At 70.3% G+C, this 14,437-nt stretch carries 13 protein-coding genes; 8 read left to right on the forward strand and 5 right to left on the reverse strand.

Features of this window, described 5'->3' with window-relative positions; translation table 11 throughout:
- Positions 1-54: 54 nt before the first annotated feature.
- The 5 genes from larB to BLU77_RS05930 form a co-directional block, all read right to left on the reverse strand.
- Positions 55-642 (reverse strand): nickel pincer cofactor biosynthesis protein LarB, encoded by a 588-nt coding sequence (gene larB / locus BLU77_RS05910; RefSeq protein ID WP_342741452.1) that lies wholly within the window; start codon positions 640-642, stop codon positions 55-57.
- Entirely contained in the window at positions 635-1,543 is a 909-nt protein-coding gene (gene larE, locus BLU77_RS05915; RefSeq protein ID WP_139177629.1) for an ATP-dependent sacrificial sulfur transferase LarE, read from the reverse strand. Before larE ends, larB begins: the two co-directional genes overlap by 8 nt.
- A 14-nt stretch (positions 1,544-1,557) precedes the next feature.
- Positions 1,558-2,997, reverse strand: a complete 1,440-nt coding sequence (gene gndA / locus BLU77_RS05920; RefSeq protein WP_089772111.1) for an NADP-dependent phosphogluconate dehydrogenase — start codon at positions 2,995-2,997, stop codon at positions 1,558-1,560.
- Positions 2,998-3,091: 94 nt separating this feature from the next.
- The gene (locus tag BLU77_RS05925) at positions 3,092-4,144 is read right to left on the reverse strand and encodes a Gfo/Idh/MocA family protein (protein WP_245708687.1); all 1,053 of its coding nucleotides are present in this window, start codon (positions 4,142-4,144) and stop codon (positions 3,092-3,094) included.
- A 23-nt stretch (positions 4,145-4,167) separates the two neighbouring features.
- Positions 4,168-4,992, reverse strand: coding sequence for a sugar phosphate isomerase/epimerase family protein (locus BLU77_RS05930; protein ID WP_089772113.1), 825 nt, complete (start codon positions 4,990-4,992; stop codon positions 4,168-4,170).
- A 77-nt stretch (positions 4,993-5,069) separates the two neighbouring features.
- Between BLU77_RS05930 and BLU77_RS05935 the strand changes: the two genes are divergently transcribed.
- From BLU77_RS05935 to leuS, 8 genes are all read left to right on the forward strand, one after another.
- The gene (locus BLU77_RS05935) at positions 5,070-6,080 is read left to right on the forward strand and encodes a LacI family DNA-binding transcriptional regulator (protein ID WP_089772114.1); all 1,011 of its coding nucleotides are present in this window, start codon (positions 5,070-5,072) and stop codon (positions 6,078-6,080) included.
- The gene (locus BLU77_RS05940) at positions 6,077-6,589 is read left to right on the forward strand and encodes a GNAT family N-acetyltransferase (RefSeq protein WP_089772115.1); all 513 of its coding nucleotides are present in this window, start codon (positions 6,077-6,079) and stop codon (positions 6,587-6,589) included. Before BLU77_RS05935 ends, BLU77_RS05940 begins: the two co-directional genes overlap by 4 nt.
- Positions 6,590-6,650: 61 nt before the next feature.
- Positions 6,651-8,087: a glucuronate isomerase gene (gene uxaC / locus BLU77_RS05945; protein WP_089773012.1), complete on the forward strand. Its 1,437-nt coding sequence runs from the start codon at positions 6,651-6,653 to the stop codon at positions 8,085-8,087.
- On the forward strand, positions 8,084-9,463 hold the full coding sequence (locus BLU77_RS05950; RefSeq protein WP_089772116.1) for a mannitol dehydrogenase family protein: 1,380 nt from the start codon (positions 8,084-8,086) through the stop codon (positions 9,461-9,463). Before uxaC ends, BLU77_RS05950 begins: the two co-directional genes overlap by 4 nt.
- 129 nt (positions 9,464-9,592) lie before the next feature.
- Positions 9,593-10,729 (forward strand): LLM class flavin-dependent oxidoreductase, encoded by a 1,137-nt coding sequence (locus BLU77_RS05955; protein ID WP_089772117.1) that lies wholly within the window; start codon positions 9,593-9,595, stop codon positions 10,727-10,729.
- A gap of 16 nt (positions 10,730-10,745) precedes the next feature.
- Complete coding sequence (locus BLU77_RS05960) at positions 10,746-11,192, forward strand: MarR family winged helix-turn-helix transcriptional regulator (RefSeq protein ID WP_089773013.1); 447 nt, start codon at positions 10,746-10,748, stop codon at positions 11,190-11,192.
- Entirely contained in the window at positions 11,189-11,755 is a 567-nt protein-coding gene (locus tag BLU77_RS05965; RefSeq protein ID WP_089772118.1) for a CE1759 family FMN reductase, read from the forward strand. The genes BLU77_RS05960 and BLU77_RS05965 overlap by 4 nt, the downstream gene beginning before the upstream one ends.
- Positions 11,756-11,937: 182 nt before the next feature.
- Positions 11,938-14,436 (forward strand): leucine--tRNA ligase, encoded by a 2,499-nt coding sequence (leuS, locus tag BLU77_RS05970; RefSeq protein WP_089772119.1) that lies wholly within the window; start codon positions 11,938-11,940, stop codon positions 14,434-14,436.
- The last annotated feature ends 1 nt before the right edge of the window (position 14,437 follow it).

A 14,437-nucleotide genomic window follows, 5' to 3' on the forward strand; every position in this document is an offset into this window, starting at 1 on the left:
AGCCGTTGTCGATGTTCACCACGGCGACGCCCGGAGCGCACGCGTTCAGCATGGTCAGGAGCGGCGCGATCCCCCGAACGCGGCACCGTACCCCACCGAGGTGGGCAGTGCGACCACCGGAACTTCCACGAGTCCGGCCACCACGCTGGGGAGCGCACCGTCCATCCCCGCCGCCACCACGATCGCGTCGGCTGCCCGGAGCGCGTCGAGCTCACCGACGATCCGGTGCAACCCCGCCACCCCGACATCGGAGATCAGGGAAGCGTTCCGGCCCAGGTAGGTCGCCGTCAGCTGTGCTTCCCGGGCGACCGGGAGGTCGGAGGTACCTGCGGTGAGCACCAGCACTGCGCCCCCGACCGCCGGCGGTGGCTCGGACGGCCAGGCGAGCATTCCGGCGTCGGCGTGGTCGGCCGCGTCGGGGAGGGCCTCCAGGACCGCTTGTGCGTGCTCGCGGGTGGCGCGGGTGAACAGCACCGGTGCAGGAGAATCTGAGTCGCACGAGGCACCGATCTGTGTAGCGATCGCCCGCACCTGCTCCGGGGTTTTTCCGGAGCAGAACACGGCCTCGGGATATCCGCGCCGGGCGAATCGGTCGGTGTCGAGCCGGGCGAACTCCGCGGGCGGGTGCCAGGGCTCAGTCATGGGCGCCCAGCAGCGTCAGGGAGAACGCCCCGGACTGGATGCCGCGCAGGTCCACCGCAGCGAACCGGAACCCGGCTGAGGTCACCAGCGCGTGCAGCTCGGAACGCACCTCGGGCTGCACCGACCGTGCCAGCTCCTCCTCAAGGAGCTCGATCCGGGCGACGTCGCCGTGGTGACGCACCCGGGAGTCGGTGAAACCGAAGCGCCGCAGACCCGCCTCTACCTGCTCCACCTGCCGCAGCTTCTCGGGCGTGACGCTCTGGTGATGCGGGATCCGCGAGGCCAGGCACGGGGCGGCGGGCTTGTCCGCGCACGGCAGGGCAAACGCGCGTGCGATGGCGCGCACCTGCTCCTTCGTCGCCCCGGCTTCGGCCAATGGGCGCAGCACCTGGTGGTTCGTCGCGGCCTGGGCGCCTGGCCGGTCCGGGCGAGCGGCGTCGTCGGCGTTCTCCCCGTAGGCGACCGCGCGCAACCCGTGCGCGGCCACCACCTCGTCGGAGATCCGGGTGAACAGCTCGTCCTTGCAGTGGAAGCACCGGTCCAGGGCGTTGCGCTGGTACGCGGGGTTCTCGGCTTCGCGAGTGTGCACCTCCACCACCCGTGCACCGATCACCGCGGCCACGTCGTGGGCTGCGATCCGTTCGTCGGTGGCCAGGCTGGGGGAGACCCCGAGCACCGCGACCACCTGGTCGGCACCGAGCTCGAGCACAGCGAGTGCCAGCAGCGCGGCGGAGTCCACTCCACCGGAGTAGGCCACCCCGAGCGGACCGGAGCCACGCAGCACCGCCCGCGCCCGGTCGGCCACCTCGAGCACCTCAGGGTCGAGGTGACCACCCGCGACGGCGGCGGCGACGGCCTCAGCCGCGCCGGCCGCCGTCGGAGTGGTTCCTGATTCGCTCATCCGTGCAGTGGACCTCAGTCGAGCCGGGTCTCGGACCGGTCGGCGGACCACTCGGTGTGGAAGGTGCCCTCGGTGTCCACCCGCTGATAGGTGTGCGCACCGAAGAAGTCCCGCTGCCCCTGGATCAGGGCCGCCGGCAGCCGCTCGGCACGGACCGCGTCGTAGTAGGACACCGCAGCCGCGAACCCAGGCACCGGCACCCCGGCCTCGAACGCCCGCGCGAGCACCCGGCGGGTGCCGTCGGAGGCGTCGGCCAGCCCGGCAGCGATGCTCGGGGCGGCGAGCAGGGTGGGGAGCTGGCCGGCGGCGTACTCGGAACGGATCCGCTCCAGCAGGCGGGCGCGGATGATGCAGCCGGCCCGCCAGATCGTCGCCACGCCAGCAACATCGATGTCCCAGCCGTACTGCTCGCTCGCGGAGCGAATCAGGTGTAGACCCTGCGCGTAGGCCACGACCTTCGCGCTCCACAACGCCTGGCGCACGTCCTCGATCAGCGCGGCCTTGTCCTCCGGGGTGAACGAGTGGGCCGGGCCGCTCAAGTGCTCCCGGCCGGCGGCACGCAGGTCCAGGTGACCGGAGACCGAGCGGGCGAAGACCGACTCGGCGATCGTGTTCACCGGCACGCCCAGATCGAGGGCGATCTGCACCGTCCACCGGCCGGTGCCCTTCTGCCCGGCGGAGTCGGCGATCACGTCCACCAGCGCCTTGCCGGTGGTGGCGTCGGTCTGGTCGAGCACCTCGGAGGTGATCTCGATCAGGTACGAGTCCAGGTCCCCGGTGTTCCACTCGCGGAACGCTGCCGAGATCTCCGGCACGGTCAGGCCGGCCGAGCGCAGCACATCGTAGGCCTCCGCGATGAACTCCATGTCGGCGTACTCGATGCCGTTGTGCACCATCTTCACGAAATGACCGGCACCGTCCGGGCCGATGTAGGTGCAGCACGGAGTGCCGTCGTAGGAGGCGGCGACGGTCTCCAGCAGCGGGCCGATCGCCTCGTAGCCCTCCTTGGAGCCGCCGGGCATGATCGAGGGGCCGTTCAGGGCGCCTTCCTCACCACCGGAGATGCCGACGCCGAAGAAGTGCAGGCCCTTGGCACGCAGTGCTTCCTCGCGCGTGCGGGTGTCCTCGTAGTGGGCGTTCCCGCCGTCCACCACGATGTCGCCTTCCTCGAGGTGCGGCAGCAGTGACTCGATGGTGGCGTCCGTGCCGGCACCGGCCTGCACCATGATCACGATCCGGCGGGGCCGCTCCAGGCTGGCCACGAACTCCTCGATGGTGGTGGACGGGACAAACGAGCCGTCGTCACCGTGGGCGGCCATCAGGTCGTCGGTGCGGGCGGTGGTGCGGTTGTACAGCGCCACCGTGTAGCCGTTGTTGGCGAAGTTGCGGGCGAGGTTACGCCCCATCACCGCCAGTCCGACCACTCCGACGTGAGCATTGGCAGAGGAGGTCATCTAGGGTCCTTCCGAAGGATTGCGGGCTCGGGCCGGTCGTGAGACCAGCACTGCACTGATCGTGCCAGGAAGAGCGTGCCGGTGCGACGGTGTCTCACGACCTCGCGTCCGCGGGGTGTCGCAGAGCAGGCGAGGCGTCATACACCTGATGGATCGCCTGCACCGTCGCCAGACCGTCCCGCGGGCTGATCCAGAACGGTGCCTCCTCACCCAGTCGGGCGTAGAAGTCCTCGATCAGGATCCGGTGCGAATCGCCCCAGTACGCCCGGCCCACGCTGCCGGGCGCCTGGGCGGCCACGGTCTCGCTGCGGCCGTCGTTCCAGGCGACCACGAGATCACCGGCCACGGTCGCCGTGGCCAACTCGGCGTGCACCTGCACGCTCACCGGAGCGTTCACGGGATAGGCATTGGTGGCGTACATGGTCGAGGAGGCTCCGCCGTCGTGGGTGATCAGCAGCTCGGCGGTGTCCTCCACCTCGATCGCCTCGGCGAGAGCATGCGTGGCGGCCTGCCCGCGCACAGCAGTGGCCGGGCCGAGCATCCAGAGCAGCAGGTCCAAGGTGTGGATCGCCTGGTTCATCAGCACACCGCCTCCCGCACCGGTCCAGGTGCCGCGCCAGGGTCTCGCCGCGTAGTACTCGGCGGTGCGGTGCCAGGTGACGGCGGCCCTCGCCCCGTGCACGCGACCGAGGGCACCGGAGGTGATCAGCTCGTGCAGACGCTGGTTCGGCGGGTTGTACCGGTTCTGATAAACCACACCGGAGCGAACGCCCTGGTGTGCCGCCGCGTCGGCGGCGTCACAGAGCACACGCGCCTGAGCGGGGGAGTCGGCGACCGGCTTCTCCAGCAGCAGGTGTGCCCCGGCAGCGAGGACGTCGATGGCCACCGGCACGTGCTCGGCGTGCGGGGTGCACACGTGCACCACGCTCGGTGTGGTCGCAGCGAGCAGCTCACGATGGTCGGTGAAGGCCGGCACGTCGAGGCGCTGGGCAACGGTACGGGCGCGCTCCGGGTCGACGTCGCACACGCCCACCACATCGATCTGGAGATCCTGGAGCGCCTCCAGGTGGACCGCGGAGATGTCTCCGCAGCCGACGATCGCTGCCGTCGGAGGTTCAGGGCTGGATGTGGGTTCCGGAGTCGGCACCCTCGGCATGCTACTCATGGCGCTCAGGCGTACTGAATCCCCTCGGCGTCCAGGAGCTGGGTGAAGGCGCGGTGCGCCTCGGTGAACAGGTCCGGCCCGGAGAACCCGCCGAAGGTGCCGACGGCACTCAGGTGCGGCTCGAGGGAGAAGAACCCGTCGAAACCGTCTGCCGCGAGCGCCCGCATCGTCTCGGCGACCTCCCCGTCGCCCTGACCGGCCGGGACCACGTGCCCGTCTGCGAGCAGGGCGTCCTTGATCTGGATGTACACGGTGTGCGGGCGGAGCAGCTCGTATCCGTCAGTGAACGGCCGCACTCCGCACTGCACGAAGTTCGCCGCGTCCCAGGCCAGCCGCAGGTGGTCGTTGTCCACGCTGGTGACGATGTCGTGGCACCGCTGCGGCACGTCGCCGTAGATCTCCTTCTCGTTCTCGTGCAGCAGCACCAGACCTTCGGCGGCACCGACGGTGGCCAGCGCGTCCATCCGGCGCAACACCTCGTCTCGCACGGACTCCGGCTCGGCACCGTTGAGGAAGAATGAGAACAGCCGGATGTAGGGGGCCTTGAGCCGGTGCGCCACCTCGGCGGCGTGCTTCATCCGATTCAGGTGCGGGGCGAAGTCGTCTCCGATGCCGATCTTGCCGATCGGCGACCCGATCGCCGAGACCTTCAGGCCGGTGTCGGCCAGCGTGTCCGAGACCCGCCCCAGCTGCTCGTTCGTCAGGTCCAGCACGTTCGTGCCCCATGCGCTGCGGAACTCGATGTGCGTGAGTCCCAGCCCGGTCGCCACTTCCACCTGGCGGTCGAAGTCGGTATCGATCTCGTCCACGAATCCAGAGAGCGTCCACATGGTTGCCAGCCAACGGCCCAGGTGCGCGGAGCGGCAAGCGGTTGCCACTTGTTGCAAGCCCCGCCTACCGTGGAGCCGTGTCGAGTAGAGCGGGCGGGAAGCAGACGACGACCATCTATGACGTCGCCGAGAAGGCCGGCGTGGCGCCGTCCACGGTTTCTCGGGCCTTCTCCCGGCCGGGGCGCGTGAACGCCGAGACGGCCGAACGGATCCGCACGATCGCGGCCGAGCTCGGCTACCGCGCGAACCCTCAGGCCCGGGCGTTGAGTACCACCCGCACCGGCATGCTCGCCGTGGTGCTGGCCGACGTGACGAACCCGGTCTTCGCCGAGGTGGTGCGCGGCGCGGGCCGGGCGTGCGACCACGCCGGGTACACGATGCTGCTGGCCGAGACCGAGGAGTCGGCCGAGAAGGAACGCGCCATGGTCGACCGGGCGCTCGGCTCCGTGGACGCGATCGTGCTCTCCAGCTCTCGGATGTCCGACGCCGCCATCCGCCAGGTGGCGAAGGTGGAGCCGTTGGTTGTCCTGAACCGGGAGGTCGCCGGCGTGCCGTGCGTGCTGGTCGATTTCGAGCCGGCGATGCGCCGGATCACCGAGCACCTGCTCGAGCTCGGGCACCGGCAGGTCACCTATGTGGCCGGGCCGGAGGCGTCCTGGGCGGACGGGATGCGGTGGCGCGGTCTGCGCGCTGCGACCGAGGAGCTCGGCCTGCGGTTACGACGAGTGGGGCCGGTAGCCCCGACTGTGGCGGGTGGTCAGACGGCGGTCGTGGACTGGGACGCACATCGCACCAGCGCCGTGGTCGCCTACAACGACATGGTGGCGATCGGGGTGATCCGCCGGCTGACGACACTGGGGGTGCGGGTGCCGCAGGACGTGAGCGTGGTCGGGTTCGACAACACCCCGGTGGGGGAGCTGGTGACCCCGGCGCTGACCACCGTCGCCGCCCCGTTGCGCGCCCTCGGTGAGACAGGGGCGAGCAACGCGCTCGCCCTGGCACGCGGGGCGCGCTCGCGCGCCACCGAGCCGGTACGTCTGCCGACCCGGCTGATCGCGCGCGGCTCGACGGCGGAGGCTCGCTCGTGAGGGTCCGTGCCGCCGTGCGTGGGGACGCCCGGGCGATCAGCGAGCTGCGGATCGCCGGCTGGCATGCCGCCTATCGCGGACTGGTGCCGGAGGAGATGCTCGATTCTTTGGATGCGGACCGGGAGGCGGAGCGGCGCACCGCGACCTGGGACACCCGGGCCAAAGATGCCGAGCTGGTGGCCGTCGACGACGACGGGGCAGTGATCGGATGGGCGGTGGCCGGCCCGGCCCGCGACCCCGAGTGGTCCGGCGCCGGGGAGCTCTACGGGCTCTACGCCGACCCCGACCACTGGTCCACCGGGGTGGGCCACGCGCTGATGGTCGCCATCGAGGACGCCCTGCGTGAGGTGGGCTATGCCCGCGCGTACCTGCTGGTGCTGGTCGGGAACGATCGCGCCGCCGGCTTCTACGAGCGGCACGGGTGGGTCGAGGACGGTGCCGAGGTGCGCGACGAACGCCCCGGCGGGGCGCTGATCGAGCGGCGTCGAGTGCGGGACCTGACAGAGTGAACGGCGGGCAACTCGTGGCAACGGGTTGCCTTGCGATGGTGGCCGGGCCAGCGTGGGGCTCGTGCCTACGACGACGCCTTCTCTCGAGCTGCACCCGGACCGGCTACTCCCGGCAGACCGTGAGCGGCGGCCTATCGCGCGCCGCCTCTACGAGTCCGTCAAGGATCTGCCGATCATCTCCCCGCACGGGCACGTCCCGCCGAGCTGGATCAGCGAGGACACCCCGTTCCGGGACCCCACCTCGTTGCTGATCACACCGGACCACTACATCACCCGGATGCTGCACGCCCACGGGGTGCCGCTCAGCGACCTCGGCGTAGGCCGTGGTCCGCTTGACGACAGTGCGGCCCGTGCCGCGTTCACCGCCCTGTGCACCCACTGGTCCGCCTACCGTGGCACCCCGGTGCGGTACTGGCTCGAGGAGGAGCTGGCCGGCATCTTCGGGGTGACCGTCCGGCCCAGCGCCGAGACCGCGGACGCGATCTACGACCAGATCGCAGCCAAGCTCGCAGAGCCCGGCTTCCGGCCCCGGGCCCTCATGGATGCCTTCGGCATCGACGTGCTTGCCACCACCGACGACCCGTGCGACTCGCTCGACGAGCACGCCACCCTCGCCGCCGACTCGACCTTCGCCCCTCGCGTGGTGCCCACCTTCCGGCCGGACAAGTACCTCGATCCGGCCCTGGCCACCTGGGCCGCGGACGTGGACCGTCTGGGCCAGGTCTCCGGCATCGACACCGGCGACTACGCTGGATACGTCGCGGCCCTCGAGGAGCGGCGGCGCTACTTCGTCTCCCGTGGTGCGGTCTCCGCCGACCACGGCGTGATCGACGCCGTCACTGTGATCCTCGACGAGGCCGAGGCGAGCCGGATCTTCACTGCTGCGCGCGCCGGCACCGCCACCGAGGAGGAGGCGACCGCCCTGCGGCGGCACATGCTCAGCGAGATGGCCCGGATGTCCTGCGAGGACGGCCTCGTGATGACCATCCACCCGGGGGTGCGGCGTAATCACCACACGGCCACCTTCGACACCTACGGCCCCGACGTCGGCTGCGACATCCCGATCTCGGTGGAGTACACCGACTCGCTGCGGCCGCTCCTGGACGCCTACGGCACGCACCCGAATCTCAACCTGGTGCTCTTCACCATCGACGAGACGGTCTATTCCCGCGAGCTCGCCCCGCTGGCGGGCTTCTACCCGTCGGTCTACGTGGGTGTGCCGTGGTGGTTCATCGACGCCCCCGAGGCGATCCGCCGGTTCCGCTCCGCGGTGACTGAGACCGCCGGGTTCTCCCGCACCTCCGGCTTCATCGACGACACCCGCGCGTTCTGCTCCATCCCCGCCCGGCACGACATGAGCCGCCGCCTCGACGCCGGCTACCTCTCCGAACTCGTGGTCGAGCACCGGCTGGGAGAGGACGAAGCGCACGAGGCCATCCAGGACCTCGTCGTTGCCAACCCGCGGAAGGTCTTCAAGCTCGGAGGTGAGTCACGATGACGCAGCGCCTCGCCCGTGGCCTCGATGGCCTGCCCGCCGGCTCGGCCCCGGTGCGGATCGTGCACCTCGGCGTGGGCAACTTCCACCGCGCCCACCAGGCCTGGTACACCCACCAGGCGCCGGACGCCGAGGAGTGGGGCATCGCCGCCTTCACCGGCCGGCGGCCCGACCAGGCCGACGCTCTCGGCCCGCAGGACGGGCTCTACACCCTCATCACCAAGTCTGCCGCCGGTGACGAGCTCGAGGTGATCTCCTCGATCGTCGCCGTGCACCCGGCCACCGATCACGAGGCCTACCTGACCTACCTCGAGGACCCGGCACTCGCCGTCGTGACCCTGACGGTGACCGAGCACGGCTACCGCAGGGACGCCGTCGGGAACCTGGATCTGACGGCCGACGACGTGGCCGCCGACGTGACGGCGCTGCGGGCCGACCCTCGTGCGGTGGTGACCTCGGCACCGATGAAGCTGGTCGCAGGACTACTCGCCCGCCGTGCGGCGGGGGCGACCGCGATCACGATCCTGCCGTGCGACAACCTCCCGGACAACGGTGACGTCGCGCGCGCCCTGGTGCTGGGTGGAGCGGCCGCCGTGGACGAGTCCCTGGTGCCGTGGATCGAGCAGCACGTGGACTTTGCCACCTCGATGGTGGACCGGATCACCCCGGCCACCACCGACGACGACCGCGCCCTGGTGGAGCAACGGCTCGGCTACGCCGACGCCTCCCCGGTGCCCACCGAGCCGTTCTCCGAGTGGGTCATCTCCGGGACCTTCCCCAACGGACGCCCCCGTTGGGAGGACGCCGGCGCGCAGATCGTCGATGATGTGGCCCCGCACGAGCGCCGCAAGTTGTGGCTGCTGAACGGGTCGCACTCCCAGCTGGCGTACGTGGGCAGTGCTCGGGGTCACGAGACCATCGATGCCGCCATCGCCGACCCGCAGTGCCGGGCCTGGGTGGAGCAGTACTGGGACGAGGCCGAGCGCAACCTGGGCCTGCCGGGCGAGGAGGTGCAGGCCTACCGCGCCGCACTGATCGCGCGGTACGAGAACCCGAGGGTGCGCCACCTCACCGCCCAGATCGCCTACGACGGGTCGCAGAAGCTCCCGGTGCGCACTCTGCCGACGCTGAACGCCGACCGCGCCGCCGGCCGGCTTCCGACCGGCTGTGCGACCACGCTGGCCGGCTGGATCCTGCACCTGCGCGGTATCGGGGCGCCGGTCCAGGACGCCGGTGCCGGGCCTGCGCAGGAGGCCGCGAACGCCGGGGACGCGGCCGACGTGGCCGGGGCCGTGCTGGAGACCCTGCAGCCCGGACTGGGCGAGGACACCGAGCTGGTGGCCGCCGTGGTGGCCCAGGCGGGGGCCATCACCACCTGACGGCCGGGCAGGAGTCGACTGACGCGTGCGGGAATACCTCGACGTGTGTGGCGTTACACCTCTCAGAAGTTCATGCAAACGCATGAATTAGGTACCGTGAGAACCACGGCAGCAGACGAGAGGGACATCATGCAGTTCGGGATCTTCAGCGTCGGGGACGTGACCACGGACCCCACGACCGGCCGCACACCCACCGAGCACGAGCGGATCATGGCGATGGCGACCATCGCCAAGCACGCCGAGGAGGTCGGTCTGGACGTGTTCGCCACCGGCGAGCACCACAACCCGCCCTTCGTGCCGAGCTCGCCTACGACGTTCCTGGCGTACGTGGCCGCGCAGACCGAGCGGATCATCCTGTCCACGTCCACCACCCTGATCACCACGAACGACCCGGTGAAGATCGCCGAGGACTACGCCTACCTGCAGCACTTGGCCGGCGGCCGGGTGGACCTGATGCTCGGGCGCGGCAACCACGGACCGGTCTACCCCTGGTTCGGGCAGGACCCGCGCCAGGCGGTACCGCTGACCGTGGAGAACTACCAGCTGCTGCGCCGCCTCTGGGACGAGGAGGTGGTGGACTGGGAGGGCCGCTTTCGCAAGCCCCTGCAGGGCTTCACCGCGACCCCGCGCCCCTTGGACGGCGTGGCCCCGTTCGTGTGGCACGGATCGATCCGCACCCCGCAGGTGGCCGAGCTGGCCGCCTTCCACGGGGACGGGTTCTTCGCCAACCACATCTTCTGGCCGAAGCAGCACTTCCAGCAGTTGATCGGGCTGTACCGGGAGCGGTTCGAGCACTACGGGCACGGCAGCGCCGACCAGGCGGTCGTCGGGCTCGGCGGCCAGGTGTTCATGCGGAAGAACTCCCAGGACGCCGTGAACGAGTTCCGGCCGTACTTCGACAATGCGCCGGTGTACGGGCACGGCCCCAGCCTGGAGGAGTTCACCGAGGCCACCCCGCTCACCGTGGGCAGCCCGCAGGAGGTCATCGACAAGACCCTCAGCTTCACCGAGAGCTTCGGCCACTACCAGCGCCAGTTGTTCCTGATGGACCACGCCGGCCTGCCACTGAAGACCGTGCTGGAGCAGCTCGACCTGCTCGGTGATGAAGTAGTGCCGGTGCTGCGCAAGGAGTTGGCCAAGAACCGGCCCGCGCACGTACCGCACGGGCCCACCCACGCCGCCCGGGTGGAGGCCGCCGGTGGACCGGTGGACCTCACCCCGCAGTTCGCCGTGGACCCGATGTCCGGCAGTGCGGTGCCCCGATGAGCGCGAGGAGGGCACGATGAGTGCCACGACGGCGGCCCCCGCCTGGGAGGCGCTGTTCCGCGCGCAGGTGCACCTGATGCGCCACTTCGAGGCTGCCAAGGACTTCGAGCCGCTCAGCGCCCGGGAGTATGACGTGCTGTTCACGCTCTCCCGGTGCGGTGGCGCGGCACGGATGCGGGACATGGTGCCGAACCTGCTGCTCAGCCAGCCGAGCTTGTCCCGGATGGTGGACCGGCTCGCCGCCGATGGGCTGCTGGAGCGGAGAGTGGTTGACGGCGATGGTCGCGGTGTGGTGGTCGCGCTCACCGAGCGCGGGGCCGAGCTGCAGCGCCGGGTCGGCCGCAGGCACGTCCGCTCGATCACCGGGATGGTCGACGGCGTGCTCACCGAGGACGAACAGGCGCAGCTGGTACGGATCTGCACCAAGCTCCAGCGAGCCACCCACGAGGAGGGATCGGCATGACGACACAGACAGACGAGGCCATCCAGGTGGTGGCCGTCAACGGGGGAGTGGGATTCCCCTCCAGTACCCGTTCGCTCACCGACGCGTTGGTGCGTGAGGTCGCGGCCTCGGCACCCGGAGTGAGCACCCGGACCATCGACGTGCGCGACCTGGCCTCCGACATCGCGGAGGCGACCGTCATGGGGCTGGGGTCGGCGACCCTCGACGAGTCGCTGCGGGCCGTAGAGCGCGCCGATCTGGTGGTGGCCGGGACACCCGTCTTCCGTGGCTCCTACGCCGGATTGTTCAAGGGGTTCTGGGACCTGGTGGACCCGGTGGCGATGCGTGGCAAGCCGGTGCTCCTCGCCGCCACCGGCGGAAGCTCGCGGCACCAGTTGATGATCGACCAGGCGATGCGGCCGCTGTTCGCCTACTTCGGCGCCCTCGTGGTGCCGACGGCTGTCTACGCCGCGAAGGACGACTTCGCCGTCGCCGGAGCGCCCGGTGCGGAGCTGGCGGCCCGCGTCGAGCGTGCGGGCCGAGAGGCGGCCCGTCTCACCCAGGCTGCCGCGAGGGTGGCATGAGTGTCGAGATCCGGCGCGATCGCGACATCCAGGCCACCCTCGTGGTGACGCGGTGCGCTACCATGTGCCCATGACGTCGGTCCTGCTCCTTACCGAGCCGCGACGGTAACTCCATCGCCGCGGCCGCCCCTCTGCGTGAGGGGCTTTTTTGTGCCCAGGACCCCACGAACGGAAGACGAGGGATGAGCGAGACACGCAGCAGCGAACCGGCCGGCTACGACCCGCACGAGCTGGAGGCAAAGTGGCTCCCCGTGTGGGAGGAGCTCCAGCCCTTCCGCGCCGACGACGCTGCCGTGGTCTCCGGCGCGAAGGAGAAGAAGTACGCGCTGACGATGTTCCCCTACCCCTCCGGGGACCTGCACATGGGGCACGCCGAGGTCACCGCCCTGCACGACGTGATCGCCCGGTACTGGCGGCTGCGCGGGTTCGAGGTGATGAACCCGATGGGCTGGGACTCCTTCGGCCTGCCGGCCGAGAACGCCGCCATCCGCAATGACGAGCACCCCGCCACCTACACCTACGGCAACATCGAGACCCAGGCGGCCTCGTTCAAGAAGTTCGGCATCAGCTTCGACTGGTCCCGCCGGCTGCACACCTCCGACCCGGAGTACTACCGCTGGACCCAGTGGCTGTTCCTGAAGTTCGCCGAGCGTGGTCTGGCCTACCAGAAGTACTCGCCGGTGAACTGGTGCCCGAACGACCAGACCGTGCTCGCGAACGAGCAGGTCGTGGACGGGCGGTGCGAGCGGTGCGGTGCCGAGGTCACCAAGCGTGAGCTGAACCAGTGGTACTTCCGGATCACCGAGTACGCCCAGGAGCTGCTGGACGACCTGGACACGCTCGGCCCGACCTGGCCGGACCGGGTGGTCACGGCACAGCGGAACTGGATCGGCCGCTCCGAGGGTGCGCACGTCGACTTCAGCCTGCACCTGGCCGACGGCTCGGACCGGTCGGTGACCGTCTACACCACCCGCCCGGACACCCTCTACGGCGCCACCTTCATGGTGGTCGCCGCCGACGCTGGCCTGGCCGGGGAGATCGTGGCCCCGGACCGCCGCACCGCCTACCAGGAGTACCTGGAGCAGACCCGCCGGGAGTCCGACATCGAGCGGATGTCCACCGACCGGCCGAAGACCGGCGTGGACCTGGGCATCACCGCCACCAACCCGGTCAACGGCGAGCAGGTGCCGGTGTGGGCCGCCGACTACGTGCTGGCCGACTACGGCACCGGCGCGATCATGGCGGTGCCCGCGCACGACCAGCGCGACCTGGACTTCGCCCGCGCCATGGACCTGCCGGTGCGTCGCGTGATCGACACCGGCGAGGAGAACCCGGAAACCTCCGGGATCGCCACCACCGGCGACGGCACCTACGTCAGTTCCGGCGAACTGGACGGCCTGAGCGACAAGGCCACCGGGATCAGCCGGATCGTGGAGCGGCTGGAGGCCGCGGGCACCGGAACCGGCGCCGTGAACTTCCGGTTGCGTGACTGGCTGCTCAGCCGGCAACGCTACTGGGGTTGCCCGATCCCGATCATCCACTGCGAGTCCTGCGGCGCCGTGCCGGTGCCCGAGGACCAGCTGCCGGTCACGCTGCCCGACATGCGCGGCGCCGACCTCAAGCCCAAGGGTGTCTCCCCGCTCGCCACCGCCACCGACTGGGTCAACGTGCCGTGCCCGAGCTGCAGCGCACCGGCGAAGCGGGACACGGACACGATGGACACCTTCGTGGACTCCTCCTGGTACTTCCTGCGGTACTGCTCACCGAACGACGACACCCAGGCGTTCGACCCCGAGCTCACCAACGCCTGGATGGCGGCCGACATCTACGTCGGCGGTGTGGAGCACGCCGTGTTGCACCTGCTGTACGCGCGCTTCTTCACCAAGGTCCTGGCCGACATGGGCCTGCTGGAGGTCCGCGAGCCGTTCGCCGCCCAACTGAACCAGGGCGTGGTGATCAACCAGGGCAAGAAGATGAGCAAGTCCCTGGGCAACGGCGTGAACCTCGGTGAGCAGCTGGACGAGTTCGGGGTGGACGCCGTGCGTCTCACCCTGGTCTTCGCCGGCCCCCCGGAGGACGACATCGACTGGGCGGACATGTCCCCAGCCGGGTCGCTGCGGTTCCTGCAGCGGGCGTGGCGCCTGGCGGGAGACGTGACCTCCGCCGTCGGGACCTCGGTAGTCCAGGGCGATCCCGCCCTGCGCAAGGTGACTCACAAGACCCTGCACGAGGCGGCCTCCCTGATCGAGGCGCACCGGTTCAACGTGGTGGTGGCCCGCACGATGGAGCTGGTGAACGCCACCCGGAAGGCGATCGACTCCGGCTGCGGCCCGGCCGACCCGGCGGTGCGGGAGGCGACCGAGACGGTCGCGATCCTGCTCTCCCTGGTGGCGCCCTACACGGCCGAGGAGATGTGGGAGCGGCTCGGCCACGAGCCCACCATCGCGCGCACCTCCTGGCCGGAGGTGGACGAGGCGCTGCTGGTGGAGGACACCGTCACCTGCGTGGTGCAGGTCAAGGGCAAGGTGCGCGACCGTCTGGAGGTCTCCCCGTCGATCTCCGACGGCGACCTGGAGGCTCTGGCACTGGCCGCACCCGGGGTGCAGCGTGCGTTGGACGGCGCCGGGGTGCGCAAGGTCATCGTGCGCGCCCCCAAGCTGGTCAACATCGTGCCCGCCTGAG

Origin of the sequence: Ruania alba (assembly GCF_900105765.1) — a bacterium.
GTDB classification, from domain to species: Bacteria; Actinomycetota; Actinomycetes; order Actinomycetales; family Beutenbergiaceae; genus Ruania; species Ruania alba.